Source organism: Pantoea sp. Ap-967 (assembly GCF_011752565.1).
Taxonomy (GTDB): Bacteria; Pseudomonadota; Gammaproteobacteria; order Pseudomonadales; family Pseudomonadaceae; genus Aquipseudomonas.
Map to the genome: position 1 here is coordinate 12936 of NZ_VWXK01000002.1, position 25341 is coordinate 38276.

Below are 25341 nucleotides of genomic sequence, written 5' to 3' on the forward strand. Positions count from 1 at the left end.
ACTCCAGGAAATACCAGGCGTCGCCGATGAAGCGCCGAAAAACGGACTGTCAAGGCGACGAGCGCCGAAACGTTATAACAAAATATGTCAAAAATGTGTTGGCGCGCCACTCGGCTCAGGCTATCCGCCCTAGTGCGTCTGCAGCGGGTTTCTTGCGGCCGATCCCGCAGCGCAGCAGCACAGCGCGGCTGAAGGTGTTCCAGCATAGGCCCACCACGATACCCCCCACCAGGGCCAGGGCCACGGCCAGCAGCGGCTGGTCGCTGATGCGCCGGGCCACTGACTGGAACTGGAAGTGGGTAAGGTAAATGTACAGCGTCGAGGAAGCAATCAGCGCGCCACCCTTGACCAGGAGCCCCGGCAGTGGCACCGCGCGCACCCAGATCAACGCCAGCACCGCGGGCAAGGCGATGTCGATGTGCACCGCCAGGGACCATTGGGCCCAGCCGAAGCTGGTGATGGCCATGACCTCTCGCTCGCCAATCATCAGCAGCGCCACTGCGCTGGCCAGCCACTTGCGTCGCGGGCTGTCGGCAAAATGCACGGCCATGCCCAGCACCATGACACCCAGGTAGTGCTGTGGCACCCGGTTGAGCAAGGGGGCTGCGTCGAACACGTACAGGCTCAGCAGTACATCGGCCAGCATCAGTGCACAGGCCGCCAGCAACAGGCAGCGGAATGGGTCGGCCATCAGCCGGCGGCACACCGGTTTGACCGACAGCACCAGGCCGATGATCAGCACCATTTGCACCAGCACCTCGACGTACCAGTAGCTGAAGTAGCCCACTTCCTGCACGGGGAACCAGTTGGACACCAGCAGCAGTGACTGCCAGCGCACCTTGTCGAACAGAAACTGCACCAACGCGGTGTACAGCAGCGTCGGCACGGCGATGCTGGCCATGGACTTGAGCAGCGAGCGGGCGTCGCCACGGGCGTGGATGGCGCCGAGCTGAAAGCGCGCCAGGCCGATGCCCGACACCAGGTACAACGAGGTGGTTTCGCCCACCAGCAGGCCTTTGTCGAACAGGCCAAGGTGCCCGGCAACGATGGTGATGATCGCGACCATGCGCAGGAACACGGTGATTTCCATGTCCCGCCATTGCAACTTCGCCTTTGGCCGCACGCCAAGCTCGGCAAGCTCGCGCACAGGCAGCATCTCCCAGCGGGCCGGCAACTGCCCGGTCAACTCCTCCAGCACCTGCGAGGCTTGCACGAAGGTCAGCGAGTCGCCCCCCAGTTCCACAAAGCTCAGGTTTGCATCGATGGCTGGCACCTGGAGGATCTGCGCCCAGGCCTCTGCCAGTTGCTGGGCAAGGGGCGTCAATGCCTGGTTGGCTGGCACGCCGTCGGCAGCCGGTGCCGGCAACGCGCGCTTGTCGATTTTGCCGTTGGGGGTGAGCGGGATGGTGTCGAGAAACACGAATTGCGCCGGCACCATGTAGTCCGGCAACTGCTGCGCCAAGGCCTCACGCAACTGCGTGCCAGTCACCGGCTGTGCTGCCACGCAGTAGGCCACCAGCCTGGGCGCGGGGTTGGCGTGATCGAGCAGCACCACGCACTGCCTGACTTGCCCGTGGCGGGCCAGGGCGCATTCGATTTCGCCCAGTTCGATACGGTGGCCGCGGATTTTCACCTGGCTGTCACCGCGCCCAAGGAAATCGACGCTGCCGTCCGCCAGGTAGCGGCCCAGGTCGCCAGTGCGGTAGCAGCGGTCATCGGCCCGCCCGGTGAAAGGGTTGGCCACGAACTTTTGCGCGGTCAGGCCCGGGTCCTGCCAATAGCCCAGCGACAGGTAGGGGCTGCGAATCAGGATCTCGCCCTCCTCGCCTGGCGCGGCCAGCTGGTTGCTGGGGGTAACCACCAGCAACTGCGCGCCGTCGATGCCCTTGCCCAGCGGCAGGCGCATGCCCGGCGCCAGGCCTTCGAGTGGCTGAAAGGCCATGGCCTGTGGGGTTTCGGTCGTGCCGTAGAAGTTGACGTTGCGGGCGTTGGGGGCAAGCTTGCGTACCTGTTCATACTGGGCGTGGCCCAGCGCATCGCCCCCCCAGAACAGGTAGCGCAGGCGCGGGAACACGCGCCGTTCAAGGGCCGCACCGGCTTCGATCAGTTTGCCCAGCGGTGGCGTCAGGTGCACGGTGGTGATGCCTTGCTGGTCGAGCCAGGCAGCCAACTGCGCGGGGTTGACCAGGGTCGACTGGGCCGGGCAGCAGACCGTGGCACCGATCGACAGTGGCGTGAACACATCGCGGTATACCGGGTCGTGGCCCAGGCCCGAGAGCATGGAGAAGCGGTCTTGTGCGGTGAAGCCGTGGTGCTGCACATGCCAATCGATGAAGTGCACCAGCGGGGCGTGGTGGGTAAGCACGCCCTTGGGTACGCCGGTGCTGCCGGAGGTAAAGGTGACGTAGGCCGGTTGCTCGGGGTTCACCTGGGGCAAGGGCGCAGCGGTGGCCGGGAAGTGGCTGAGGGCCTGGGCTGGCGCGTCTGGCACCTGCAGCCCGCCGGCCTGCTCGGCGTCGCCGCACAGCAACAGGCACCTGGGCTGCAAGGCTTGGATGATCTGTTCGATGCGCGCGGGCGGGTATGACCTGTCGGCAACGGTGAACGCCAGCCCCGCACGCAAGGCGCCAAGCATGGCGTAGACCAGCCCGGCGCTGCGGCTGGCAACGATCACCACCCGGTCATCGGCTTGCGCGCCGCGGGCCAGCAGGGCCGCGGCAATGCCGTGGCTGATGCGCTCCAGTTGCCCATAACTGCAGCTGACGCCCGGGGCGAGTAAGGCTGGCGTGTCGGGAGATTGCTGGGCGTGGTGCAGGAAGTCGCTGAAAATCGTGCGTCCGGCGTTGTACTCCAGGGCAACCGTGGGGTTCGGGCGCAGGTCCGGCATGATGTCGGTCGACTCGCAGCGTGGAGGTAGGAAATTACCTGAACGCTAGTGCACGGCGGGTGCCTGCGCCAATGCTGCTGGTCGGGGCAATTGGCCAGTACCCCCTTGGATTTTTTAGAGGCCTTTGTAGGCGCGGGCTTGGCCCGCGAAGCGGGCGGCGCGGTGCATGGCACCGGCTGCGCCGGTGTTCGCGGGGCAAGCCCGCTCCTACAAGGGGTTGTGGTACGTGCGTGGGGCTGTGCCTAGGAGCACGCCTTGGGCTTTGAGGTCGTTGAGCAGCGCCAGGCCCTGCAGCTGGAGGCTTTCAGGCTCGGCACCGACGAGCGCGGCCAGTGCTGCCAAGTGCTCACGGCCGGTGAGCGGCTGTTCCTGCAGCGATACCAGCAAGGCATGGGCCAGCGGCGCCAGGCGCGAGAACTGCACCTGGTGATCCCGGCCGCGGCAGGCCAGCAGCAAGGATGGCTCGGCCGGTGGCTGTTGCGGCAGGTGGCCGGGGCCGATCTGGCTCACCGGCCAGGCATAGGCCAGCGGGCAGGCCAGGCGCGATAGCACCGGCACGCCGTCGAGCAAGTCACCGTCCGGGTCATGGGCAGGTTCGGCGTCATCGGCCAGCAGCAATACCGTTTCGATCCACTCGTAATGGGCAAGCTCCGCCACCCAGCCAGGTAGGTCAGCCCGGTGCTGCAAATAGTCGACCAGCTCGCCGGCCATTTCGGTGAACAAAGGCGTCTGGCAGCGGTGATTGGCGTAGAAGTCTGCCGTCAGCGTTTGCCATTGCCCGGGGGCAAGGCTGGCCTGCAGCACCGGAAAACTACCCGCCAGCATCGATTGCACATTGCCCAGGAACAACTGGCGATACACCGCCAGGCGCCGCGCCTCGATACCGGGCGGTGGCGGATTGGCTTGTGGATCACGGATGTGATTGGCCATGCGCAGTTGCTGCGCGCGCAACTGTTCAGCCATAACGCACCTCCAGCGCTTGCGCATCTGCCTGCAGGTTGCGGATACAGGCCACTTCACCGAGCAATTCGGCCATCGGCGGCAGGTTGAAGTCGCGTTCGAGCAAGGTCGGTACGCAGCCCAGATGCTGGTAGGCGCTGGCCAGCAGTTGCCACACATCGGGCCGCACGCTGGCGCCGTGGGTGTCGATCTTCAGGTCTGGCGCTTCGTCGTAATGCCCGGCCACGTGCAGGCACACCACCCGCTCGGCGGGCACCTGGGCGAGAAACTGCGCGGCGTCGTAACGGTGGTTGCAGGCATTGACCACCAGGTTGTTGATGTCCAGCAGCAGGTCGCAGTCGGCCTCGGCGAGCACGGCCTGCAGGAATTGGATTTCGCTCATGGCCTGGTAAGGCGCGGCGTAGTAGGAAATATTCTCCACGGCGATGCGTCGGCCGAGGGCGTCCTGCACCTCGCGGATGCGCGCGGCGGTGTGGCGCACGGCTTCGTCGGTGAACGGCAGGGGAATCAGGTCGTACAGGTGGCCATCGTCGGCGCAGTAGCTCAGGTGCTCGCTAAACAGTGGCACCTGGTATTGGTCAAGAAAGCTGCGAATCTGGCGCAGGAATTGGTGGTCGAGCGGCGCTGGGCCGCCCAGCGACAGCGACAGGCCATGGCAGGCCAGGGGAAAGCGCTCGGCCAACTGCGCAAGGCCCGCGCCGTACTGGCCGCCGACACCGATCCAGTTGTCTGGCGCGCATTCGAGAAAGTCCACGGCACCGGGCTGCAGGGCCAGCAGCTCGGGCATCAGGCCACGCCGCAGGCCAAGGCCGGCGCCGTGCAGGGCAAGGGATGAGGTCATGGGTGGAGTCCTTGGCAAGGCGTGCGGGCAGGCACCCTCCCCGGCCCTGGGCGCGGGGAAGGTGGCAGGGCGGGTCAGTTGCTGGCCTGGCTCAGCTTGCTGTACAGGTCGTTGGGGAACGGCTTGCCATTGGCGTCGAACTGGTGCTTGCGGTACTGGTACACCTCGGCTTCGGAGAGGTAGCCGTCGTGGTTGGCGTCTATCTTGTCGAACTCGGCGTTGGCCCCTGGCGCCACGGCCAGCAGCTCGGCGCGGGACACACGGCCATCGTGGTCGGTGTCGGTACGCGCGAAGGAGGCATCGCCGCACTTGCCTTCACCGCATTTGCCTTCAGCCTGGGTAACCTTGGCGCCCGTGGCACCGCACTTGCCCTCACCGCACTTGCCTTCGGCCTTGGTGGCCTTGGCCTCGGCGGCGCCGCACTTACCTTCGCCACACTTGCCCTCCCCGGCCTTCTGCGCAGCGGCCAGCTGGTAACCCTGCGGCAAGGCTTCGACGGCGAAGGCTGCCGAGGCCATGTTGAGGCCACCGGCCAGGGCGATGCTCAGCAGGCCGAGGCGGGTTTTGTTGGGGAACTGGATACGGGACATGGTGTTTCTCCTGAATGGTCGTAAGGTCATGCCGTCATGGGCGTATGAGCCAGGGAACGCAGGCCGTTGGGCGTGTTCGTTCGGGCTGGGCCATTTGGCCTGAGGCGTGTATCCGGGGCGTATCGACCAGGAGAGGCTTTTGTATGCGAACGCAAGGGAGGGGTAGTTTGATACACAGCGATACAAGGCCGCTGCCAACCATCGTGTGCTAAGGGGTTGCGCCGGCCCTGCTAGGCGCCGGCGCGAGGGTTCAGCGCCGATCCAGCAGCTTGGCCAAGACAAAGGTTGCGACCACGGCCAACACCACCGCCACGGCAATCGACGCCAATGTGCCCCACTGCACGATCAAACCGTTTACCGCCAGGTAGAACCCCAGCACCCCGACGCCACCGATGGCATTGCCGCGCACGATCGCCCCCAGCTCATGGTGCCCGCCCTGCACGTGGGCGAACACCGCCAGTGGCCAGGCGATCACCGGGATCGGCGCCAGCAGCCCGCTGGCCACCGGCCCGAGCCATTGCGCACTGGCGGTGATGGCCAGCAGCAACAGGGTGGCGGTGAGCATGCGCATGGGAATGACCCAGCGCGGCAACTGCACCACCTTGGCATTGGCCGGCACGACCTGGCGGGCGGTCACGACGATAATCAGGCTCAGCATCACCAGCGTCACCACCACCGACAGTGCCACCGCATGCAGGTGGCTCATCAGCGCGGCGCTGGCGGCGTACACCAGCAGCGCGGCGATGCAGCCAGGGAACGCCGATACCCGGCGGGTTGCCAGGAAGTAGAACAGGTAGGTGGCCTGCACCGCCGCCAGGCCCGCCAGCGCACCCGGCACGGCTTGCAGGGCGAAGCCAGGGCCTTGTTCAAGGCTGAGGAACAGCATCACCAGCGCCGAGGTGACGGGCAGGCCGGAGAGCAGCCCACCGATTTTCGTGCCCCAGCGTTTGGACGCCAGGGAAATGGCGAGCATCAGGGTGGGGGTGATGAGGAATTTGAGGTAGAGGGCAGTCATGGCAGGCAAGGCAGTGGAGAGGGAGGGGTCGGGGTTCATGCTAAAGGAAACGGATGGGCCTCTGGGGGGATTTTTCGCCTACCAGATCGCATCGCGAGCTTCGCTCGCTCCTACCAAGGCATGCGCAGATCCGGTAGGAGCGAGCGCAGCTCGCGATGCGGTGCCACAGACGGGTCGAGCGTTCAGGCAGCAAGCGCGGCAAGGATTTCGGCGCGGGTAGTGACGTGGTGGAAGTGGTGCTTCCACAGGTCGATGCCCAATTGCCCAGAGCGGTCGAGCGAAGAGCCCACGGTCAGGTCGGTGACCAGCGTGGGTGTAAGCCCTGCGTCGAACAAGGCAAAACCGGCCGCCAGAACACAGGTTTCAGTCTGCATGCCGCACACCAGCACCCGCTCCACGCCCAGGCGCTTGATGGCCTCCAGGGTTTCAGCGGTTTGCCCGTAACCGTGCTTGATGAACACCTGGTCGACCTCGATCAGGCATTCGTCTTCGGCAGCCGGGTGCCAACCCAATTGGCGCTGGAACGGCGTGACCTGCTCGTCGTGCAGTTCCACCGAGGCGAACGACCGAATGTTGGCCGACAGCAGGCGGATGCCATCGACCAGCCACTCCGGCGGGCTGAAGGTGGACTGCACATCAACGATCAGCAGAACCTGCTGCATGGGCGACTCCTGGGCGCAAATAACGGCCGCGGAGTATATCTGCAAGTGGCCTGACAGTGCGCACTGGTGGAACCGCCCCGGCCCTGTGTATGCTGCCTTCGCCCCGAGCCCACCGTAGCGGACGCCGCCCCATGCCCGTTGACCTGCAAGCGCTCTACCCCAAGCTGATACACCTGATGCTGGACACAGTGTTCGTGGTCGACCGGGACAACACCATCGTTTTCGTCAGCAACGCCTGCGAGGCTTTGCTCGGCTACCGCGCCGATGAACTGATTGGCACACCGATCACCCGCTACATGCACCCCGAAGACCTTGAAGCAACGTATGCCTCGATCAACCGGGTGATGAACGGCCAGTCGCACCAGGATTTTCGCAACCGCTACCTGCGCAAGGACGGCGCGGTCGTACACATTCTGTGGGCCGCTTCCTGGTCCGAGGAAGTGGGCGCACGCATTGGTGTGGCGCGCAACGTCACGGCGCTGACCCGCGCCGAGGAAGAACTGCGCTTTCTCGCCCACCACGACCCCCTGACCCGCCTGTGCAACCGCGCGCTGTTCAACCAGCGCCTGGCCACGGCGCTGCAGCGCAAACAGCCGCTGGCCCTGCTGTTTCTCGACATCAACGACTTCAAGGGCATCAACGACGCCTACGGCCATGCCATGGGCGACCGTGTGCTGTGCGCGGTAGCGCGGCGCCTGGAAAGCTGCGTGGGCGCCCAGGGCACCGTGGCGCGCATGGGCGGTGACGAATTCACCGTGCTGCTGACCGAATTGGCCTCGGCGGGTGACCTGGCGCGGATGATGGCCGAAGTGCTGGCCGCCATGGCGCAGCCCTTGGGCGGCGCGTGCGCCGGGTTACGCATGCCCACCTGCAGCATCGGCGTGGCGTGCTACCCGGAGGATGGCGAGGATATCGATACCCTGCTCAATTGCGCCGATGACGACATGTACCGGCAGAAACGGCGCCGCTCGGTGGTGGGATAAGCCCGCGCTACTGCAACAGGATGGCCTGCTGCGCGGCAATCGTGGGTATCGCCACTACGCTGCGCTGCAGTTGCAGCCAATGGCGCATCTTCTCGGCATCGAAAATCTGCCCTTCGTCCATCATGGTCAGGATCAACGCCTGAGACATTCGGTAACACCCGCACTGGGCGCACCTGCGTTCTTCCCAACCGGCCAGGCAATCGACAGATTCGGCATGACCCGCGCAGATTAGACAACTCATGGAACCTCCCCTCGCATGGCCAACGCGCAAACATGTGTGCCATTCGCTACAAATAACGGCGTTTCCCAGGGAGCATGAGAATTTCATGCCAACTCTTGCCTAGCGGCCCGGTCAGGCCGTGCGCTGCTGGCCGATGAGCAATAGATAATCGGTAACCTGAACGATCCGCACGGGCAGGCTTTGCTGGAGGATTTCCAAGGTCTGGCGGCTGTCGTCCAACGGGAAACGCCCGCTCACCCGCAGCTGCGCCACCGCCGGGTCCAGCCGCACCCAGCCCTTGCGGTAGCTGCGCAAGGCTTCCACCAGGTTGGCCAGCGGTTCGTCGTGCACCACCAGCCAGCCTTGCAGCCAGGCCGTTTCCATGGCGGCCATCGGCGCCTGCTGCAGCACCCCGCGCGGGTCGAACCAGGTCACCTGGCCGGCCCGCAGCAATACCGCCGGTGCAGCGCCTGGCGCCAGGCTGGCGGCCTGCTGCAGGGTCACCACCCGGGCGCGCCCCGGCGCCTCGCGCAGCGCCAGCCGCCCGCCTTCGCTGAACAGCGTGCCGGAGGCCGTCTGGATCGCCAGCGGGCGCTGCCCCAGCGGGGCGACGTCGATGAGCATTTCGCCTTCGTGCAGGCGCAAGCGCCGCTGCTGGCCGTCGAACCAGAGTGAAACGCGGCTGCGCGCATTGAGCTGCAACTGGCTGCCATCGCTCAACCGCCAACTGCCGCGCTCGGCAGTGCGGGTGCTGTATTCAAGGCCATCGCGCCAGCTGTCGCGTGGGCTGCTGGCCAGCCAGCCGACACCGCCCAGCAGCAGGCAGACACCCAGGGCGTTGCGCAGCAAAGCCCGGCGCCCGTCGGGTTGGTCGAGGCTGTTCAACAACGGCTGGCTGGCCCGCCCACGCCAGGGCGACTGCTGGAAGCGGGCCAGGCCCGAGAGCAAGCGCTGGTACACCTGGCGATGGTGGCTGGAGCGGTTGCGCCAGCGTTCCAGTTCGCTTTGCTGTTGCTCATCGAACGCGCCGGACTGCAGGCGTACCATCCACTCGATGGCCTCCTCGGCCACCGGGTCGTCGAGGCGTTGCGGCTTCATGTTTCCAGGCCCTGGTAGCAGCAGCGCAAGGCTTGCGCCATGAGTTGGTGGATGCGCCCCAGCGACAGCCCCAGGCGCTCCTGGATCTGCACGTAGGTCAGGCCTTCGAGCTGGCTCAGCACGAACACCGTGCGCGCCTGGCTGGACAACCCGTCGAGCAGGCGGTCGATGGCCACCAGGCTTTCGACCAGCATCAACTGCTCGTGGGGCGAGGGTTGCAGATCTTCGGGCACAAGGGCCAAGGCCTGTAGGTAGGCTTTTTCAAGGTCGCGCCGGCGCCAGGTTTCGTACATCAAGCGTTGCGCGATGGTGGTCAGCAGTGCCCGGGGTTCGCGGATCGCGGTCGGGTCCGGGAGCATCCACACACGCAGGAAGGTTTCGGCGGCCAAGTCTTCGGCGCTGTGGTTGCAGCCGGTGCGAAACGCCAGGCGTGCACGCAGCCAGGCGTAGTGTTGCTGGAAGATGCGGGTGACGGTCTGCTGCTTGGGCAGGTTCTGTACGTCCATGGTCTGACAATCTTCTGCGGGACTGCACACGCCATCGGACAAGAAGGTGGTGGCCGGTCAGGTGATCGGTTGACTGCTTCCCTGGCAGTTGCGTCGAGTGTGCACCAGGGGGGATTGGCTGAAAAAGAATATAAAAAGTTAAAAATATGCCCATATTGCATAAGCGATGTAGATGTTCACCCGTTGACGGTGGCCCCGGTAGGAGCGAGCGCAGCTCGCGATGGGCTGCAAAGCAGCCCCGGCGTGATGAGAACCTTGGGGCCGCTGCGCGCCCCATCGCGAGCTGCGCTCGCTCCTACAGGTGGTGGTGCGTTATCGCATGGGGGGGCGGTGGGTTATTGCACGGCCAATGCGCCGCGCTCCTGTTCGCGCAATGGGCGAACCAGCCAGCCAATCAGCACGGTGAGCAACACGATCACCGCCGCCAGGAACCACAACACACCGTGGAACGCGCTGTCATACCCTGCGCGCAACACCGCCTGCAGGGCTTCGGCCTGGGCGGCGCCCTGTACCACGCCGTCCAGGTTGCCGGCCGCTACGCTGTCGATCCAGCCACGCACGGTCGCAGGCTCTGCGCTGAACGCGCCCAGCCCTTCACGCAGGCGGCCATCGAGCAGGGTCGCCAGCAGCGAGCCATACACCGCCACGGCAATCGCCTCGCTGCCCAGGCGGAAGGTATTGAGCAGCCCCGCCGCCATGCCGGCCTTCTGCGCAGGCACGGTCTTCAGCGCCAGGCCATCGACCAACCCCGCCGACAGGCCCATGCCGGCGCCCACCAGCAGCAGTGGCACTGCCAGTTGCCACAGGCTCGCCTGCACCTGGGCCACCAGCGCCAGGCTCACCACCCCAGCCAACAGGGCCAGCAGGCTGGCCTTGAGGATGCCCACCGCCGACACGCCCCGGGCGGCCCACTTGCCGGCCAGAATCGGGCAGAACAGCATCGGCACGGTCAGCAGCAGCATGGCCAGCCCGGCCTGGGTCGGGGCCAGGCGCAGCACGCCGAACAAATAGCTGGGCAGGTAGGTGAGCAAGGTGACGAAGCCGAACGAGGCCGCGACCGTCACCAGGGCCAGGCCCACGAATGGCCCGCTACCGAGCAGCGACAGGTCGAGCATCGGTTGCAGGTGGCGCCGCTCTTGCCAGGCGAACAGCGCCAGCAGCAGCCCCGAGAGCACCAGCAAACCGAGCACGCCCGGGCTCTGCCAGCCCCACTGCGAGCCCTGCACGATGGCCACCATCAAGGCCAGCAACGCCAGCACGAACAGCGCCGTGCCGCCAACATCGAAGCCGGCCTTGTGCTCAGCCAGGCGGCCATCGCGGGCAATCAATGGTGTGCCGAGCAGCACCAGGGCCAAGGTCAGGGTGTGCGCCCAGAAAATCGCCCGCCAGCCCACGCCCTCGATCAGCAGCCCCGACAGCGTCGGCCCAAGGCTTACGCCAAGGCCGGCGACGGTGCCGAACAGGGCGAATGCGCGCAGCCGCGCCGGGCCGTCGAAGTGGGTGGAAAGGATGGCGATGCCGCACGAGAAGATCGCCGCTGCCCCTACCCCGGCCAAGGCACGGCCGAGGTCCAGCACCCAGGCGTCACTGGCCAGCGCCGACACCACCGAGGCCAGCACGTACAGCCCGGCACCGGCGACGAAACAGCGTTTGCGACCCAGGCGGTCGGCCAGCGCGCCCCAGGCCAGGGTGAAACAGGCAAACGCCAGGTTGAAGGCATTCACCACCCATTGCAGGTGGGTCAGCGAGGCCTGGATGTCGCTGCCGATGGCCGGCAACGCCAGCGCCGTACCGGAGATGGAACTGGGCACGACGAAGATCGCCAGCAGGATGGTGCCCAGCAGGGCATTGTCGGAAAGTGTGCTTTTCATGGGTCCGTCCATTCGCTCAAGGGGTGTTGAAGCCGCGCACCGGCAGGCGCGTGGGGCGACGCAGGATGATGCCCTCGACCCACGGCACGTCGTGCGCCGGGATGTCCAGGCGCAAATCAGGCAAGCGCTCTACCAGAATCTGCAGCACCGTGGTGATTTCCAGCCGCGCCAGCGCCGCGCCCATGCAGTTGTGCATGCCATAGCCGAACTGCAGGTGGCGCCCGTCCTGGCGGCCCAGGCGAATGGCCAGCGGGTCGGGGAACACCTCGGGGTCACGGTTGGCGGCGAAGGCATCGGCGTAGATCACGCTGCCCGCCGGAATCAGCCCCCACGGCCCATCCAGGTCGCTGCTGGCCAGGCGCGGGAAGGTCGAGATGGTGCCCAGCGGCAGCAGGCGCAGCAGTTCCTCGACGGCCTGCGGGATACGCTGCGGGTCGTCCACCAGGCTGCGGTATAACGCCGGTTGTGCCAGCAGCACGTACACGGCCTTGGTCAGCACGCTGAGGATGTTCTGGTCGCCGCCAATCAGTACACCCAGCAGAATGCCCACCAGTTCCTTGTCTGACAGTGGCGGCTCGCTGTCATCGCGGCTGGCGACGAAGCGCTGGATAAGGCCATCGGCATGGCTGGGCCGGGCGCCGGTCACCAGGTCGGTAAGGTAGCCGTACACGCCCCAGAACTGGCGCAACAGCTCGGGCACGTCGGCGTCGGACGCCACCTGAACGGTATGGCTCAGGGGCCGGTAGTAGTCGCGGTCGGCCAGGGGAATGCCCAGCAACTGGCAGTCGACGGTCGAGGGCACCTGCTCCAGCACCAGGCTGAACAGGTCGGCGCCGCGCGGTTGCTGGCGCAGAAGATCGATGCGGGCGTGGGTCACCTGCTCCACTGTTTCGCGCAGCAGGGCCACGCCACTGGGGCTGAAATCCCGCGCCACGACCTTGCGCAGGCGGCCGTGGTCGGGGATGTCGTTGTTCAGCAGCAGCTCGGGTGGGGTGATGGTCGGCAGGAAACTCGGCCCGCCCTCTTCGTTGCAGGGTGCGCGGATGGCGCGGTTGTCGAGCAGCAGTGCTTGCACCTCGGCATGCCGGGTGAGGTGGATGGCGCTGTGGCCGCTGGGCAGCAAGATGCGTTTGAAGCCAGCTTCGGCGGGCAGTTCGCGGTAGGCAGGTGCGGCATCCAACTGGGGAATGTGCTCGATGGTGATGTCTGCCAACAGCGGTTGGCGCGCCAGTGTGTCCAGGGCAATGTTCATCAGGCAGGTTCTCCTTGGGCCAGCAGCGCGCCAACCCCCGTGGCCCGGGCAATATCGGCCAGGGCCTGGGGGTTGTCGCGAAAGTGCACGGTTTGCCAGCCGCGGGCGGCGGCGGCGGCCACATTGCCGGCCAGGTCGTCGATCAGCAGGTTGGCGTGGGCCGGCAGGCCGGCGCGGGCCAGGGCGATGTCGAAGAACTGGGCGTCGGGTTTGCGGCAACCTTCCTTGCAGGAGTCGACCACCAGGTCGACCACGCCTTCCAGGCCGACGATGGGCCGCCAGTGCGGCTCCCACTCGACCACATTGTTGGTCAGGATGCCGATGGCATAGCCCGCCTGCTTCAGCGTGCGCGCCGCCTCAACCATGTGCACGTTGGCCTGCACCCCGGCGAACCATTGCTCGCCGAAGCGGCGCAGGCGCGCCCGCGACAGGTCGGCCGGCGGCGCCTGGGCCAGCAACGCCAACTCCACGCGCCGGCCCCATTCGTCCTCGCTGAGCAGGGCATTCTCGATGGGCGCCAAGGGTGGCACGCCCAGCTCGGCAGCCACCTCGGCGATGGCCTGCTGCAAGGCCAGCGGGGCGATGCCGGTCTTGACCTGATACTGGTCGAACAGTGCATCGATTGGCGGCGACAGCACGCCGCCGAAATCGAACCAGACTCGCTCGATGGCACTCATCAGGCACCTCCCACGGCGGCCAGCAAGGCCGGTTCCACCAGCCGCTGCAGTTCCACCTCGGCACTGGCCAATTGTGCCCCACCCTGCTCGACCGTCAGGCTCAGCAGCACCCGGCCATCGTCGGCCACGCGCAGGCTGCCCAGGTCCGCACGGACCTCGGTGGCCAGGCCGAACTCGCCGAAGCGGGCGAACACCACCTTGGCCCGCGCCAGCAACAGCTCGTCGGGCGCGAGCCCCGCCTGGCGCTTGGCCGCGAGCAGGGCGATCTGGCGGAAACCTTCGAGCAGCAGCATGCCGGGGATGTGGTCCAGGGGGTGGTCGAAGATCGCCGGGTTGCCTTGGTCGACGATCAGGGTGCCCACCAGTTGGCCGTCATCGACCTGGATGTCGCGCCCCAGTACCACGTTGTTCAGCCAGTGGCGGCCGACCTGGAACGGCGCCAGCGGCGCGGGCAGCTGGGAGCGCGGGTCGGCATGCGGGGCGGTGGCGGCGATGGCGCGGTTGCGCATCTTGTTCCAGGCCGCGTCAGTCATCCAGCGGATGGCCATGCGCTCGTGGCGGGCGGCCACGCGGCCGTTGAGGGCCAGGGTCATGTCCAGCGTCACGCCGCTGCGCACGCCGTGGCGCACGTATTCGTCCACCACACGCACTTCGATCAGTGCCGAGGCCGGGCGGTCGCCGACCACCAGCGCTGCGCGCTCGACCACCCGGGTGTCGCTGTCGAGGTAGATGAACTTGTCCTTGGCGCTGACATCGAGGAAGGCGTGGGAGATGTAGATGGACGCCTGGCGGAACACTTCGAGCAACAGCAGCATGTCGTAGTGGGCGTCGCGGTGGGTGTGTTCGCTGAAGTAGCTGTGGGTGCGCGGTAATTGCGCCAGGCAGCGGAAGTGGCCTTCGCCGATGCGCTGGGCGCCGGTGAGGAACACTTCGCTGACCGCGGCGCGGTGGACCATGCCACGGGGGACGGTGTTTTCGTCGACACTGGCGGCCAGTAGCACGGCGGGGTCGAAGGTGTTGGGTTCGGGGTGCTGCAAGGTGGTCATGGGGGTGGCCTCGTCAGGTTGTTAATGGGTGATCTGCCCAAGCTGTGCAACTGGACGAGGAAGTTTTCAGTGGGGGTTGAGATTGTTTGGTTACTTGCTTAGATCGAGTTGGGGTGTAGGGGGTGCAGGGGGTGTTGGGCGGTAGGGATGTGTTGCCTGGGAGATCGAGCGCCGCCCGCGCGGCGCTTCGCGAGCTGCGCTCGCTCCTACGTCTGTTTCGGGCCAGTGAGTCCTGGGGGATTTGCGCGCGAACGCCTTGGAGCATGCCTCGATATCGCGTCGTACCCACAAGGCGGTCGCGCGCGATGGCGCAGGCGTAATTGGCCCGAAACAAACGTAGGAGCGAGCGCAGCTCGCGAAGCGCCGCGCGGGCGGCGCTCGATCTCCCAGGCAACACACCCCAAAAACGGTTCACACCCCAACCCCAGTTATAACCCCCCAACCACAAGTTCTAACGCCCCCACTGAAATTCCCGCGCCCTCATCGCTCAAGGTCGGAAACAACAGCCAACACACGACTGCGCTGCACCGACCCGGAGTTCCACCTATGCCCCGACGTTTCGCCCTCGCCCCCCTGGCCTGCGCCCTGGCCATCCATGCCCTGCCCGCCCAGGTGCACGCCGACACCGCCGTACCGCCGGCCAGCACGCTGCAACAGGCCGACTACGACATCCCCGCCGGCAGCCTCGAAGAGGCGCTGCTGGCCATCTCCCAGCGCAGCGGCAAAGCCATCGCCTTCGACCAGGCCCAGGTCGCCGGCCTGAACGCCCCGGCCATCCACGGCAGGCTCACGCCCCAACAAGCCCTGGACACCGCCCTGCACGGCAGCGGCCTTGGCCATAGCAGCACACCCAGCGGGGCCCTGCGTATCCATGCCACCTCCGCCACCGCCCCGGCTGCTGCCCCCGTTACCCCTGCCGCCGCACCGCGCCTGGGCGCCGTGCAGGTGATCGGCACCCGGCGCAGCGATGTCAGCGCCCTGCAAGGCAGCGCCCCGGTCGACATCATCGACGGCGAGGCGCTGCGCCGCACCGGCCACGACAGCCTGGCCCGGGCCTTGGAAACCCTGGTGCCGTCGGTGACCTACCCGCAGATCAACGGCACTGACGGGGTTTCGGCGCAACGCCCAGTGCTGCTGCGCGGGCTTGCCGCCGACCAGGTGCTGGTGCTGGTCAATGGCAAGCGCCGGCATGCCTCGGCCTTCGTCAACACCAAGGCCACCCTTGGCCGTGGCTCGCAGGCCGTGGACCTGGCGACGATCCCGGTGTCGGCCATCGACCATATCGAGCTGCTGCGCGATGGCGCCTCGGCCCAGTACGGCTCGGACGCCATCGCCGGGGTAATCAACATCGTGCTCAAGGACCAGGACCACGGCGGCGAAGCCCAGGCCAGTGTCGGCCAGTACACCAAGGGCGACGGTTTCAGCCGCTCGCTGTCGGGCTGGAAAGGCTTCAGCCTGCCCGGCGACGGCTACCTGACCCTGAGCGCCGAAGGCGTGGAAAGCGAACGCACCTCCACCGCGGGCACCGACCTGCGCCAGTTCTACCCCGCAGGCGACAGCCGCGAAGCCGATGCCGACCGCCACTGGCGCTATGGCTCGCCGGGGCTGGACGACTGGAAGATCGGCGTCAACGCCGGGGCGTTCGTCAACGAGCAAACCGAACTCTACGGCTTTGCCACCTACCAGGACCGCACCGCCGAATCCCAGGCCGTGTTTCGCCGGCCCATCGACGCCAACAACATCACCAGCGTCTACCCCAACGGCTTCCTGCCCCTGCTCGACGTGCGCTCGCGTGACGCCGCCGCCACCACCGGCGTGAAATATGACGACCCGCTGCTTGGCCGCTTCGACCTCAGCGCCACCTATGGCCGCAACCGCATCGACTATCACGTGGGCGACTCGCTCAACGCCAGCCTCGGTGCCGCCAGCCCGCGCAGCTTCGATGCCGGCGCACTGGTGAACGACCAGGCCCAGCTGAGCCTGGACCACGTCAAGGAATTCAGCGTCGGCTACGGCGCCGGCCCGCTGGTGTTTTCCAGCGGCCTGGCCTGGCGCCGGGAAGGCTACGAGGTGATTGCCGGCGACACCGCCTCATGGGCCCAGGGCAGCGTGCTCGCCGGCCGCGCCGGTGGTGCCCAGGGTTTTCCCGGCACCCAACCCAGCGACGAGGGTAGCTATTCGCGCAAGGTGTTCGGCGGCTACCTCGGCCTTGAGCAACAGCTGACCCAGGCCCTGCAACTGGGCCTGGCAGCGCGCAGCGAGCACTACGACGACTTCGGCACCACCACGACCGGCAAATTCTCGCTGCGTTACGACTTCACCGAGCAGTTCGGCCTGCGCTCGACCCTGAGCAGCGGCTACCGCGCCCCAACCCTAGGCCAGATCGGCACCTCGGCGACGCAAACCGAATTTCTTGCCGGCGACCCTACCGCCTACCAGGTGGGCACGGTCAGCGTCGATACCGCCGTGGCCCGTGCGCTGGGCGCCAGTGACCTGAAGCCGGAAAAGTCGACCAACGTTTCGCTGGGCCTGGTATGGCAACCCAGCGAGGCCGCAAGCCTGACCCTGGACGCCTACCAGATTCGCATCAAGGACCGCATTGCGCTTTCCGAAACCCTGCGCGGCACCACCGTTAGCCAGATCCTCGCCAGCCAAGGCTACGGCAACTACTCCGGCGTGAGCTTCTTCACCAACGCCCTGGACACCCGCACCCACGGCCTGGACCTGATCGGCAGCTACCGCCTGAACCTGGCGCAGGTGGGCGAGCTGACCCTGACCGGCGGTTTCAACTGGAGCAAAACCCAGGTCACCGACGTCAAGGACAACCCAGGCCCGCTGGCCGGCACCGGCGTCATCCTGATAAACCGCGAAGCCCTGAGCTATGTGCAGAGCGCCAGCCCGCAAAGCAAGCTGGTACTGGGCGCCGACTGGCGCCGCGGCCCGTGGCAGGCCAACTTCACCACCCTGCGCTATGGCCGCTACACCCTCGACTCCAACGCTGGCACGCAATTCGACCAGACCTTCGCCAGCCAGTGGGTGAGCAACGCCAGCCTGTCCTATGACGTGGACAGCGCCCTCACCCTCACCGTGGGAGCCAACAACCTGTTCGACAGCTACCCCGACAAGATCGACGTGGCCAACCGCTTCGTCGGTGGCCGCGTGCAGTACCAGAGCATCTCGCCGGCCGGTGCCGAGGGTGCCTTCTACTACCTCAAGGCCAACTACCGCTTCTGACCCGCCACCTGCACAGGAACACCCCCATGAGCCAATCTGCCTCCACCGCGGACCTGCTGCTGTTCGCCCAGCAGTTCGAGAAAGACTTCGCCAGCGCCCGCCAATTGCTGCTGCAGCACCAGGCGCTGTCGGCCAACCAGGCCGGAAACATCAGCCTGCGCCTGCCGAGCGAGCAGCGCCTGTTGATCGCCACGCTCAACGGTGCCGACGCAGGGCGCGCCGCGCTGTTCGATTTCGACCTCGACCACAGCCAGGGCCATGCCAGCGACAACCTGCGCGAAGTGGCCGCACTGCACGTGGCCATCTACCGCCAGCGGCCCCAGGTGCGTTCGGTGATCCACACCCACTCGCCCTACCTGAGCGCCTTCGCCATCGCCGGGCGACCGCTGCGCGCCCATGCCAGCCAGTTGCTTGGCGTGCTCGACGAGGACCAGGAAATCCCCCTGACCGCCTGGGGCCCGCGCTACTCGGCGCAGCCGGTGATCGATGCGCTGCAGGCCCACCCCCGGGCACCTGCGGCGCTGCTGGCCAACCACGGCCCGTTCGCCTGGAGCGAGCGCGACCTGCTGGCCACCACGCGCCTGCTGATCAACCTGGAGGAGTCTGCCCACCTGACCTGGCTGGCCGCCCAACTGGGCACACCGCAGCCCTTCCCGGCCGGCGCCGCTGTGCAGTCGCGCCAGGGCTGGGTGGCACCATGAGCAGCGCCCGCTACGCCCTGTGCCTGGGCGCGCTATTGCTCAGCGCAGGTGCCAGTGCCGAGCCGCTGCTGGAGCGGGCGGTGGCGCGCGGGGTGCTTAACGTCTGCAGTGGCGATGAGTTTCCACCGTTCAAGTTCATTGGCGCCGACAACCGCCCGGCCGGGCTGATTCCCGACCTGATCGGCGACCTGCACCAGCAGTTGTCGGCCACCCTTGGCCAGGGCCTGAAGCTGCAACTGGTGCAGGTGAACCCGGTCAATCGCATCCTGTTTCTGCAGCAGGGGCGCTGCGACCTGCTGGTGACCTCGATGCTCGATACCCCGGCGCGGCGCCGCCAGGTGGACTTCGCCAGCCCCGGATTCTACAGCTCGGCAGCCACGGTGTTCGCACCCAAGGCCACGCCGCTGGCCGACTGGCAGGCGCTGCGCGGCAAAACCCTGTGTGCACCGGCCACCAGCGTGTGGGTGCGCCCGCTGGAGGCGCGCTATGGCGTGCACTTCATTGCCTTCAACGGCAGCGCCGAGGTACGCAAGGCGGTGGCCGACCAGCGCTGCCTCGGCGCCCTGGGCGACGATGTGCTGTACCAGGCACTGGCCGCCAGCCCCGGCTGGCAAGACTACGAAGTGAAACTGCCCGGGCAGGACCCGGCGCCCTGGGGCATCGCCGTGCGCCAGGGGCAACCGGCGCTGCTCAAGGCGGTGTCCGCCATCGTCGAGGGTTGGCACGCCGAAGGCCTGATCGTCAGCCTGGAGCAGCGCTACGGCCTGGCCCCCAACCCCTGGGTGGCGGCCCAGCACCAGCGCGCCCGGCAGCAGGTGGCAGCGCATGACTGACAGCAGCCTGCAAACCTGGCTCGACCAGCACGGCCTGGTGCTCAGCGTACTGTGGGACCCACTGGACCGCAGCCGCCTGCTCGAAGGGCTGGGCCTGACGCTGGGCATGGCGCTGACCTGTGGCGTGGCGTCGCTGTTGATCGGCGCCCTTGGCGTGGCCGCCCAGCACTCGCCACGGCCCTGGCTGCGCGGCCTGGTCAACGGCTATGTGGCGCTGTGGCGCAGCACGCCGCTGCTGGTGCAGTTGTTCTTCCTGTATTTCGGTGTCGGCGCCCTGCTGCCGCTGACCGTGGGTGAGGATGGCAGCCCGGTGCGGCTGCTGGGCGGCACCGGCTGGGCAATGATCGCCATCGCCCTGTACAGCGGCGCCTTTCAGGTCGAAGCGCTGCGCGCCGGTATCGACGCCGTGCCCCAGGGCATCCGCGAGGCGGCGGCGGCACTGGGCCTGCAGGGCCCGGCCCTGTGGCGTCACATCCTGCTGCCGCTGGCCCTGCGCAACAGCCTGCCAGCCCTGGGTAACAACCTGGTGCAGACCTTGAAGGCCACCTCGGTGGCGTACGCGGTGGCCGCGCCCGAGCTGCTGTACGCGGCCAACCGTATCTGGGCCGACCGCTTCAACGTCGGCGAAATGATGCAGGTGCTGCTGGTGACCTGGTTGTTGCTGATCGGCACCTGCAGCTGGCTGCTGGGGCGCCTGGAAGCGCGCCTGCAGTTGCCTGGGCGGGAGGCTGCCAATGGCCGCTGAATCGCTGCCCTCACTGTTCTGGCAGTGGCTGCCGGCGCTGGGCCAAGGCTTTGCGCTGAACATCGCCATGGGCCTGTTGGCCATGGCCCTGGCCACCGCTGCCGGCACGCTGTTGGGGCTGGCCCAGGTCATCGCCGCACCGGGCCTGGCACGCCTGGCCGGGCGCGTGGGCCGTGGCCTGCGCAACCTGCCCTGGCTGGTGGTGATGTTCTACGTGGCCTACTTGCTGCCCTACGAGGTCAAGCTGGCCGGGCACTGGCTGCAACTGGCCGACTGGCTGAAGGTTGCCCTGGGCCTGGCATTGCCGGCCAGCGGCTACGTGGCGGAAATGCTGCGCGGCGCCCTGCAGGCGGTGCCGGCCGGCCAGTGGCAGGCCGCCCAGGCCCTGGGCCTGTCGCGCTGGCAGGCGCTGCGCTGGGTGATCGCGCCACAGTCGCTGCGCAGCCTGCTGCCGCCCTGGATGAACCTGTTCTGCACCCTGTGCATGTCCACTTCGCTGGGCAGCCTGCTGGGCGTGGAAGAGCTGATGAGCGTGCTGCAAAGCCACCTGGCCGGTCAGTTGCGCCCCGATGTGCTGCTGCCCGCCTACGCCCTGGCGTTTGCCGCGTTCTTTTTCTTCATCTACCCGCTGGCCCGCTGGGCCCGCCACCTGGAGCTGCGATGGAGCCACTGAAGCCGTGGCGCGATGACACGCGCCTGACCCACAGCGGCCGTGACCCGGCCAACCACGCCGGCACGGTCAATACCCCGGTGTACCGCAGCTCGACGTTCATCTGGCCCAACAGCCAGACCCTGCCCCGCTACCTGGAGCAGGCCGCTGACCCGCAGCTGCGTGAACACATCTACGGGCGCAACGGCAACCCCACCACCGCCGCCTTCGAAGACGCCGTGGCAGCACTGGAGGGCGGCTTTCGCAGCCTGGTGATGCCTTCGGGGCTGGCCGCCATCGCCGGGGCGATCCTGGCCCTGGTGCAACGCGGCGACCATGTGCTGGTCACCGATAACTGCTACGGCCACGCCCGCCAGCTGTTCGACCAGGTGCTGCCGGGCATGGGCGTGCACGTCAGCTACTTCGCCCCGCTGCTGGGCGCCGACCTGGCCGCGCTGATGCGCCCCAACACCCGCCTGGTGTACGCCGAGGCGCCGGGCTCCAATACCTTCGAGGTGCAGGACATTCCGGCCCTGGCGCGGGTCGCCCATGCCCATGGCGCGTTGCTGGTGATGGACAACACCTGGGCCACGCCGCTGTTCTTCAAGCCGTTCGTGCATGGCGTTGATGTGTCGCTGCAGGCTGCCACCAAGTACCTGGTGGGCCACAGCGACGCCATGCTCGGCGTGATCACCACCACCGAAGCGCTGTACAGCCAGGTGCGCGAGCGGGTACGCCTGCTCGGCTACATCGCCGGCGCCGACGATGCCTACCTGGGGCTGCGCGGCCTGCGCACCCTGGGTGTGCGCCTGCGCCAGCACCAGCAATCGGGGCTGGCGGTGGCGCGCTGGCTCAGCGCTCGCCCGCAAGTGCTCAAGGTGCTGCACCCGGCGCTGCCCGGCAGCCCCGGCCATGCCCTGTTCGAACGCGATTTTCTCGGCGCCAGCGGGCTGTTCGGCGTGGTGCTGCAACCGGTGCCGGACGCCGCCTTGCACGCCTTTCTCGACAGCCTGCAGCTGTTTGCCCAGGGCGCCAGCTGGGGCGGCTTCGAGAGCCTGATCCGCATTGCCCATGCACAACGCACCTTCCCGCCCGCGCTGCCGCGTGGGCACCTGCTGCGCCTGCACGTAGGCCTGGAAGCGGTCGACGACCTGATCGCCGACCTCGACCAGGGCTTCACGCACCTGCACTCCCAACCTTGAACGATGGAGCCTGAGATGACTGAACCTGTAAGCGCTTTCTATAGCATCTGCCCACTGCTGGTGGCCTCCAACCTGGCCGTGGAGCTGGGCTGGCTCGACGAGGAATTCGAACGCGCCGGGGCCACGGCCCGCTACCTGCGCTCGCTGCCGGGCAACGGTGGCTGGTTGAGCCACTTCGACCATAGCCAGGCAGGGCTGATTCGCGATGGCGGCGCCACCCCGGCGCTGTGGGCCCGGGCCGAGCACAGCGACACGGTGCTGTTGGCCACCACCGCCACCCAGCGCGCCGGGCAGATCCTGGTGCGCGCCGATGGGCGCATTCGCCAGGTGGCCGACCTGTTCGGCAAGCGCATCGGTGTGCCGGTAAGCCGCAACGCCCAGCGTATCGACGTGCTCAAGGTGGTGGCCGAGCAAGGTATCACCAGCGCCCTGGCCCTGGCCGACCTGCAGCCAGGCCAGGTGCGCCTGGTGCCGATCGAGGACGAAGGCGACCCGCACGACCTGCTGCCGGCGCGCCGCCCGGCGGCGCTGTGGGCGCAGTTGCGCGGCCTGCACAGCGGCCCCGGCGCCGAGCTGCAGGCGCTGGCCGAGGGCCGGGTGGACGCCTTGCACGTGAGCTACGGCCATGTGCCGAAGCTGCTGGCCAGCGGGCAGTTCACCGTGATCGAAGACCTCGAACGCTACCCCGACTGGACCTTGAAGAACCAGAACGGCCCCTATGTCACCACGGTCGACCGGGCCTTTGCCGAGGCTCACCCCGAGGTGGTGGTGGCCTTCCTGCGCGCCGCCATCCGCGCCGGGCGCTGGATCGCCGAGTTCCCCGAGGCCGCCGCGTCACTGTTGACCCGGGTCACCTTCCTGCCCGGCGCTGCGTTCATCGCCGAAAGCCTGCGCGGTCGCGACCTGGTGCCGAACCTGGCGCCGCGCAACCTCGCCGCACTGCAACTGAAACAGGACTTCCTGCTGCGCCACGGTTACCTGCAACAGGCCTTCGATGTCCAGGCCTGGGCCCAGCCCGACTACCTCGCCCAGGCCCACGCCGGGCTTTGACGCCACTTTTGCCAAGGATCGCCCATGACTCACAGTGCTCCCCCGTTTGCCCGTAACCCGCTGCCCGGCCTGCTGCTCGGCGGCCTGCTGGCCAGCCCGGCGTTTGCCGACGACACCCAGTTGGGCCAGGTTCAGGTGGTTGGCGCGCGCGTCACCGAAGCCAGCGCCGCCATCGGTGAAGACCGCATCAGCAACACCTTGTCGATCTCGCACCAGGCCCTGCTGTCGGCCCCCGCCGGCACCTCGGGGCTGAAGATGCTCGAAGCCCTGCCCGGCTTCAACGTGCAGGTCAACGATGCCCTGGGCCTTTACGAATTCGGCAACTCGGTGTTCGTGCGCGCCTTCAACCTGCAGCAGATCGGCTTTTCCATCGACGGCGTGCCGCTGGGGCGCAGCGACCAATTCGGTGGCAGCCCGATCTACCGCTACGTCGACAACGAGAACACCCAGCAGGTCACCGCCTCCACCGGTGCCGGCGACGTGACCCAGGCCGGCTATGCCTCGCTCGGCCCCTACGTTGACTACCAGACCAGCGACCCGGCGCCGGAGCCTGGCGCCAGTGTGTCCTACACCCTGGGCAGCGACAGCCTGCGGCGCAGCTTCGTGCGCCTGCAAAGCGGCGAGCACAATGGCCTGTCGGCCTACGTGAGCCGGTCGAAGATCGACGGCGACCTGTGGCGCGGGCCCGGCACCATCGACCGCGAGCACCTGGAGGCGAAAGTGCGCTACCGCTTTGGCGAGGGCAACAGCCTGTGGCTGCGGGTGGTGCACAATGCGTTCCACGACTATGACTCGCCCTACGTCAGCCTGGCCCAGTACCACGGCACGGCCAACGACCCGTTCGGCCGCTCGGGGCGCGACTTCCCTTACCTGGACTATCTCCCGGACCTGCCCGCAACCACGCCGGGGGTGCAATACAGCAACACTGGCTACAACCAGTACTACAAGCAGGCGGTCAACCAGCGCCGCGACACGCTCTACAGCCTTGGCGGGCAGTTCCGCCTCAACGACGACCTGACCCAGTACGCCACGCTCTACTACGAGGGCAAGCGTGGCTACGGCGTATCGCCCGAGGCCTACGCCACCTCGCTGGCCTTGCACAACGCCGAGGCCAACGTGCCTGGGCTGGTCGCGCCCAAGGGCGTGCAGTACGGCCTTTCGGCCCTTAGCGGCCATCGCTACGGCGCCCGCACGGGCCTGCAATGGGAAGTGGGCAACCACCGCCTGGAGGCCGGTGTCTGGGCCGAGAAGGACGTGTTCAACCGCCTGCAGGCGCGCTACAACCTTACCGACGGCAGCCCCGCTGGCGAGCCGCTGTTCGACGAGCCAGTACACCTGCAGGGTGACTTCAGCTCGACCCGTGATTCGCTGCAACTGCACCTGAAGGACACCTGGGCGCTGCTCGATGACCGCCTGCTGCTGCAGTACGGCTTCAAGCGCCTGAACCTGGACTACCGCATCGAGGGGCCACGCAACGCCGGTGACTACATCAACGGCCGCAGCCCGCGCTTGTCGACCACCTGGCAAGACGGCTTCCTGCCGCAGTTGGGGGCGGTGTACAACCTCACCGACAGTACCCAGCTGTTCGCCTCCTACTCCGAGAACATGGCCCTGCCCCGTGGCGCCGATGACATCTACCGCGCTGCCAGCCCGCAAGCCCCGGCGCCGGAAGCCGAACGGGCGAAGAACTACGAGCTGGGTTGGCGCATCAACCGCCCGACTTTCAATGCCGCCTGGGCGATTTACCGCAGTGACTTCGACAACCGCCTGCAGGCTTTTGCCTCACCGGTTGCCGGCAGCAGCCAGGTGGAAACCTTCTACCAGAACGTGGGCAAGGCCCAGGCCTACGGCAGCGAGCTGAGCGGCCAGTGGAAGCCGCGCCCACTGGGCGGCCAGGTGATTTTCAACGGTGCCCTGACCTACAACCGCGCGCAGTTCAAGAACGATGCCGCAGGCCTGGCCCTGAGCGGTAACGACTTGCCCGACAGCCCGCGCTGGCTGGCCCAGGCCGGCGTCACCTGGGAGATCGCACCCTGGGCGATCTTCAACGTTTCGGCGCGCTACATCGGCGAGCGCTACAGCAACTTCACCAACAGCGAGCAGGTGCCCGGCTACACCCTGTACAACGCCTACCTGGACCTGGGCGGCAAGGCCTGGGCCGGCGCCGGGTTGTCCAGCGTCAAGCTGCGCTTCAACGTCGACAACCTGTTCGACAAGCATTACCTGGGCTACATCCTCACCAGCACCGACGGCCCCGCGGTGTTCCGCCCAGGCTCGCCACGTACCTTCCAGACCACCCTGAGCGTGGACTTCTGACCT

22 protein-coding genes are annotated in these 25341 nt (G+C 67.2%); 9 read left to right on the forward strand and 13 right to left on the reverse strand.

From position 1 onward, the window contains the following. Positions 1-115: 115 nt before the first annotated feature. The 6 genes from F3J45_RS02610 to F3J45_RS02635 all read right to left on the reverse strand — a co-directional run bounded on the left by F3J45_RS02610 (position 116) and on the right by F3J45_RS02635 (position 6955). Entirely contained in the window at positions 116-2887 is a 2772-nt protein-coding gene (locus tag F3J45_RS02610) for an amino acid adenylation domain-containing protein (protein WP_167056907.1), read from the reverse strand. A gap of 207 nt (positions 2888-3094) precedes the next feature. Continuing rightward, on the reverse strand, positions 3095-3850 hold the full coding sequence (locus tag F3J45_RS02615) for a DUF2063 domain-containing protein (RefSeq protein ID WP_167056910.1): 756 nt from the start codon (positions 3848-3850) through the stop codon (positions 3095-3097). Beyond that, positions 3843-4688, reverse strand: coding sequence for a DUF692 domain-containing protein (locus tag F3J45_RS02620; protein WP_167056913.1), 846 nt, complete (start codon positions 4686-4688; stop codon positions 3843-3845). Before F3J45_RS02620 ends, F3J45_RS02615 begins: the two co-directional genes overlap by 8 nt. A gap of 74 nt (positions 4689-4762) precedes the next feature. Beyond that, positions 4763-5278, reverse strand: coding sequence for a hypothetical protein (locus tag F3J45_RS02625; RefSeq protein ID WP_167056916.1), 516 nt, complete (start codon positions 5276-5278; stop codon positions 4763-4765). Between the two features lie 250 nt (positions 5279-5528). Continuing rightward, positions 5529-6293 carry a hypothetical protein gene (locus F3J45_RS02630; RefSeq protein ID WP_167056919.1) on the reverse strand — a complete coding sequence of 255 codons (765 nt, stop codon included), beginning with the start codon at positions 6291-6293 and terminating at the stop codon, positions 5529-5531. 182 nt (positions 6294-6475) lie between these two features. Beyond that, on the reverse strand, positions 6476-6955 hold the full coding sequence (locus tag F3J45_RS02635; RefSeq protein WP_167056922.1) for an isochorismatase family protein: 480 nt from the start codon (positions 6953-6955) through the stop codon (positions 6476-6478). A 131-nt stretch (positions 6956-7086) separates the two neighbouring features. Here F3J45_RS02635 and F3J45_RS02640 point away from each other — a divergent pair, with 131 nt between their 5' ends. After that, on the forward strand, positions 7087-7938 hold the full coding sequence (locus F3J45_RS02640) for a GGDEF domain-containing protein (protein WP_167056925.1): 852 nt from the start codon (positions 7087-7089) through the stop codon (positions 7936-7938). A 7-nt stretch (positions 7939-7945) separates the two neighbouring features. Here F3J45_RS02640 and F3J45_RS02645 read toward each other — a convergent pair whose 3' ends face one another. The 7 genes from F3J45_RS02645 to F3J45_RS02675 all read right to left on the reverse strand — a co-directional run bounded on the left by F3J45_RS02645 (position 7946) and on the right by F3J45_RS02675 (position 14608). Continuing rightward, positions 7946-8086: a hypothetical protein gene (locus tag F3J45_RS02645; RefSeq protein WP_167056927.1), complete on the reverse strand. Its 141-nt coding sequence runs from the start codon at positions 8084-8086 to the stop codon at positions 7946-7948. A 204-nt stretch (positions 8087-8290) separates the two neighbouring features. Continuing rightward, entirely contained in the window at positions 8291-9256 is a 966-nt protein-coding gene (locus F3J45_RS02650; RefSeq protein WP_167056930.1) for a FecR domain-containing protein, read from the reverse strand. Then, positions 9253-9762 carry a sigma-70 family RNA polymerase sigma factor gene (locus F3J45_RS02655; RefSeq protein WP_167056933.1) on the reverse strand — a complete coding sequence of 170 codons (510 nt, stop codon included), beginning with the start codon at positions 9760-9762 and terminating at the stop codon, positions 9253-9255. Before F3J45_RS02655 ends, F3J45_RS02650 begins: the two co-directional genes overlap by 4 nt. 335 nt (positions 9763-10097) lie before the next feature. After that, complete coding sequence (locus F3J45_RS02660) at positions 10098-11633, reverse strand: MFS transporter (protein WP_167056936.1); 1536 nt, start codon at positions 11631-11633, stop codon at positions 10098-10100. A gap of 16 nt (positions 11634-11649) precedes the next feature. Further along, positions 11650-12885 (reverse strand): cytochrome P450, encoded by a 1236-nt coding sequence (locus F3J45_RS02665; RefSeq protein WP_167056939.1) that lies wholly within the window; start codon positions 12883-12885, stop codon positions 11650-11652. After that, positions 12885-13562 carry an HAD-IA family hydrolase gene (locus F3J45_RS02670; RefSeq protein ID WP_167056942.1) on the reverse strand — a complete coding sequence of 226 codons (678 nt, stop codon included), beginning with the start codon at positions 13560-13562 and terminating at the stop codon, positions 12885-12887. The genes F3J45_RS02665 and F3J45_RS02670 overlap by 1 nt, the downstream gene beginning before the upstream one ends. Further along, positions 13562-14608 (reverse strand): ScbA/BarX family gamma-butyrolactone biosynthesis protein, encoded by a 1047-nt coding sequence (locus F3J45_RS02675; RefSeq protein WP_167056945.1) that lies wholly within the window; start codon positions 14606-14608, stop codon positions 13562-13564. The genes F3J45_RS02670 and F3J45_RS02675 overlap by 1 nt, the downstream gene beginning before the upstream one ends. Positions 14609-15154: 546 nt before the next feature. On the opposite strand from F3J45_RS02675, the gene F3J45_RS02680 reads away from it, so the two are divergent. From F3J45_RS02680 to F3J45_RS02715, 8 genes are read left to right on the forward strand one after another with little or no spacing between them, the layout of a single operon-like run. Further along, a complete protein-coding gene (locus F3J45_RS02680; RefSeq protein ID WP_167056948.1) occupies positions 15155-17842 on the forward strand; it encodes a TonB-dependent receptor in 2688 nt (895 codons plus the stop codon). A 26-nt stretch (positions 17843-17868) separates the two neighbouring features. After that, positions 17869-18543, forward strand: a complete 675-nt coding sequence (locus F3J45_RS02685) for a class II aldolase/adducin family protein (protein ID WP_167056951.1) — start codon at positions 17869-17871, stop codon at positions 18541-18543. Continuing rightward, positions 18540-19376 carry a transporter substrate-binding domain-containing protein gene (locus tag F3J45_RS02690; RefSeq protein ID WP_167056955.1) on the forward strand — a complete coding sequence of 279 codons (837 nt, stop codon included), beginning with the start codon at positions 18540-18542 and terminating at the stop codon, positions 19374-19376. The genes F3J45_RS02685 and F3J45_RS02690 overlap by 4 nt, the downstream gene beginning before the upstream one ends. Further along, complete coding sequence (locus F3J45_RS02695) at positions 19369-20121, forward strand: amino acid ABC transporter permease (RefSeq protein WP_167056957.1); 753 nt, start codon at positions 19369-19371, stop codon at positions 20119-20121. The genes F3J45_RS02690 and F3J45_RS02695 overlap by 8 nt, the downstream gene beginning before the upstream one ends. Further along, positions 20111-20794, forward strand: coding sequence for an ABC transporter permease subunit (locus F3J45_RS02700; protein ID WP_167056960.1), 684 nt, complete (start codon positions 20111-20113; stop codon positions 20792-20794). The genes F3J45_RS02695 and F3J45_RS02700 overlap by 11 nt, the downstream gene beginning before the upstream one ends. After that, on the forward strand, positions 20782-21972 hold the full coding sequence (metC, locus tag F3J45_RS02705) for a cystathionine beta-lyase (RefSeq protein WP_167056963.1): 1191 nt from the start codon (positions 20782-20784) through the stop codon (positions 21970-21972). Before F3J45_RS02700 ends, metC begins: the two co-directional genes overlap by 13 nt. 15 nt (positions 21973-21987) lie before the next feature. Further along, on the forward strand, positions 21988-23022 hold the full coding sequence (locus F3J45_RS02710; protein WP_167056966.1) for an ABC transporter substrate-binding protein: 1035 nt from the start codon (positions 21988-21990) through the stop codon (positions 23020-23022). Between the two features lie 24 nt (positions 23023-23046). Then, positions 23047-25338 (forward strand): TonB-dependent receptor, encoded by a 2292-nt coding sequence (locus tag F3J45_RS02715; RefSeq protein WP_167056969.1) that lies wholly within the window; start codon positions 23047-23049, stop codon positions 25336-25338. Positions 25339-25341 lie beyond the last annotated feature (3 nt).

Bases quoted from the DNA above. Each gene is read 5' to 3' on its own strand.
- F3J45_RS02715 (WP_167056969.1), top strand. From the start codon at position 23,047: ATGACTCACAGTGCTCCCCCGTTTGCCCGTAACCCGCTGCCCGGCCTG.
- F3J45_RS02690 (WP_167056955.1), top strand. From the start codon at position 18,540: ATGAGCAGCGCCCGCTACGCCCTGTGCCTGGGCGCGCTATTGCTCAGC.
- F3J45_RS02660 (WP_167056936.1), bottom strand. From the start codon at position 11,633: ATGAAAAGCACACTTTCCGACAATGCCCTGCTGGGCACCATCCTGCTG.
- F3J45_RS02670 (WP_167056942.1), bottom strand. From the start codon at position 13,562: ATGAGTGCCATCGAGCGAGTCTGGTTCGATTTCGGCGGCGTGCTGTCG.
- F3J45_RS02630 (WP_167056919.1), bottom strand. From the start codon at position 6,293: ATGACTGCCCTCTACCTCAAATTCCTCATCACCCCCACCCTGATGCTC.
- F3J45_RS02675 (WP_167056945.1), bottom strand. From the start codon at position 14,608: ATGACCACCTTGCAGCACCCCGAACCCAACACCTTCGACCCCGCCGTG.
- F3J45_RS02620 (WP_167056913.1), bottom strand. From the start codon at position 4,688: ATGACCTCATCCCTTGCCCTGCACGGCGCCGGCCTTGGCCTGCGGCGT.
- F3J45_RS02710 (WP_167056966.1), top strand. From the start codon at position 21,988: ATGACTGAACCTGTAAGCGCTTTCTATAGCATCTGCCCACTGCTGGTG.
- F3J45_RS02645 (WP_167056927.1), bottom strand. From the start codon at position 8,086: ATGTCTCAGGCGTTGATCCTGACCATGATGGACGAAGGGCAGATTTTC.
- F3J45_RS02640 (WP_167056925.1), top strand. From the start codon at position 7,087: ATGCCCGTTGACCTGCAAGCGCTCTACCCCAAGCTGATACACCTGATG.
- F3J45_RS02635 (WP_167056922.1), bottom strand. From the start codon at position 6,955: ATGCAGCAGGTTCTGCTGATCGTTGATGTGCAGTCCACCTTCAGCCCG.
- F3J45_RS02685 (WP_167056951.1), top strand. From the start codon at position 17,869: ATGAGCCAATCTGCCTCCACCGCGGACCTGCTGCTGTTCGCCCAGCAG.
- F3J45_RS02625 (WP_167056916.1), bottom strand. From the start codon at position 5,278: ATGTCCCGTATCCAGTTCCCCAACAAAACCCGCCTCGGCCTGCTGAGC.
- F3J45_RS02695 (WP_167056957.1), top strand. From the start codon at position 19,369: ATGACTGACAGCAGCCTGCAAACCTGGCTCGACCAGCACGGCCTGGTG.
- metC (WP_167056963.1), top strand. From the start codon at position 20,782: ATGGAGCCACTGAAGCCGTGGCGCGATGACACGCGCCTGACCCACAGC.
- F3J45_RS02615 (WP_167056910.1), bottom strand. From the start codon at position 3,850: ATGGCTGAACAGTTGCGCGCGCAGCAACTGCGCATGGCCAATCACATC.
- F3J45_RS02700 (WP_167056960.1), top strand. From the start codon at position 20,111: ATGGCCGCTGAATCGCTGCCCTCACTGTTCTGGCAGTGGCTGCCGGCG.
- F3J45_RS02610 (WP_167056907.1), bottom strand. From the start codon at position 2,887: ATGCCGGACCTGCGCCCGAACCCCACGGTTGCCCTGGAGTACAACGCC.
- F3J45_RS02650 (WP_167056930.1), bottom strand. From the start codon at position 9,256: ATGAAGCCGCAACGCCTCGACGACCCGGTGGCCGAGGAGGCCATCGAG.
- F3J45_RS02655 (WP_167056933.1), bottom strand. From the start codon at position 9,762: ATGGACGTACAGAACCTGCCCAAGCAGCAGACCGTCACCCGCATCTTC.
- F3J45_RS02680 (WP_167056948.1), top strand. From the start codon at position 15,155: ATGCCCCGACGTTTCGCCCTCGCCCCCCTGGCCTGCGCCCTGGCCATC.
- F3J45_RS02665 (WP_167056939.1), bottom strand. From the start codon at position 12,885: ATGAACATTGCCCTGGACACACTGGCGCGCCAACCGCTGTTGGCAGAC.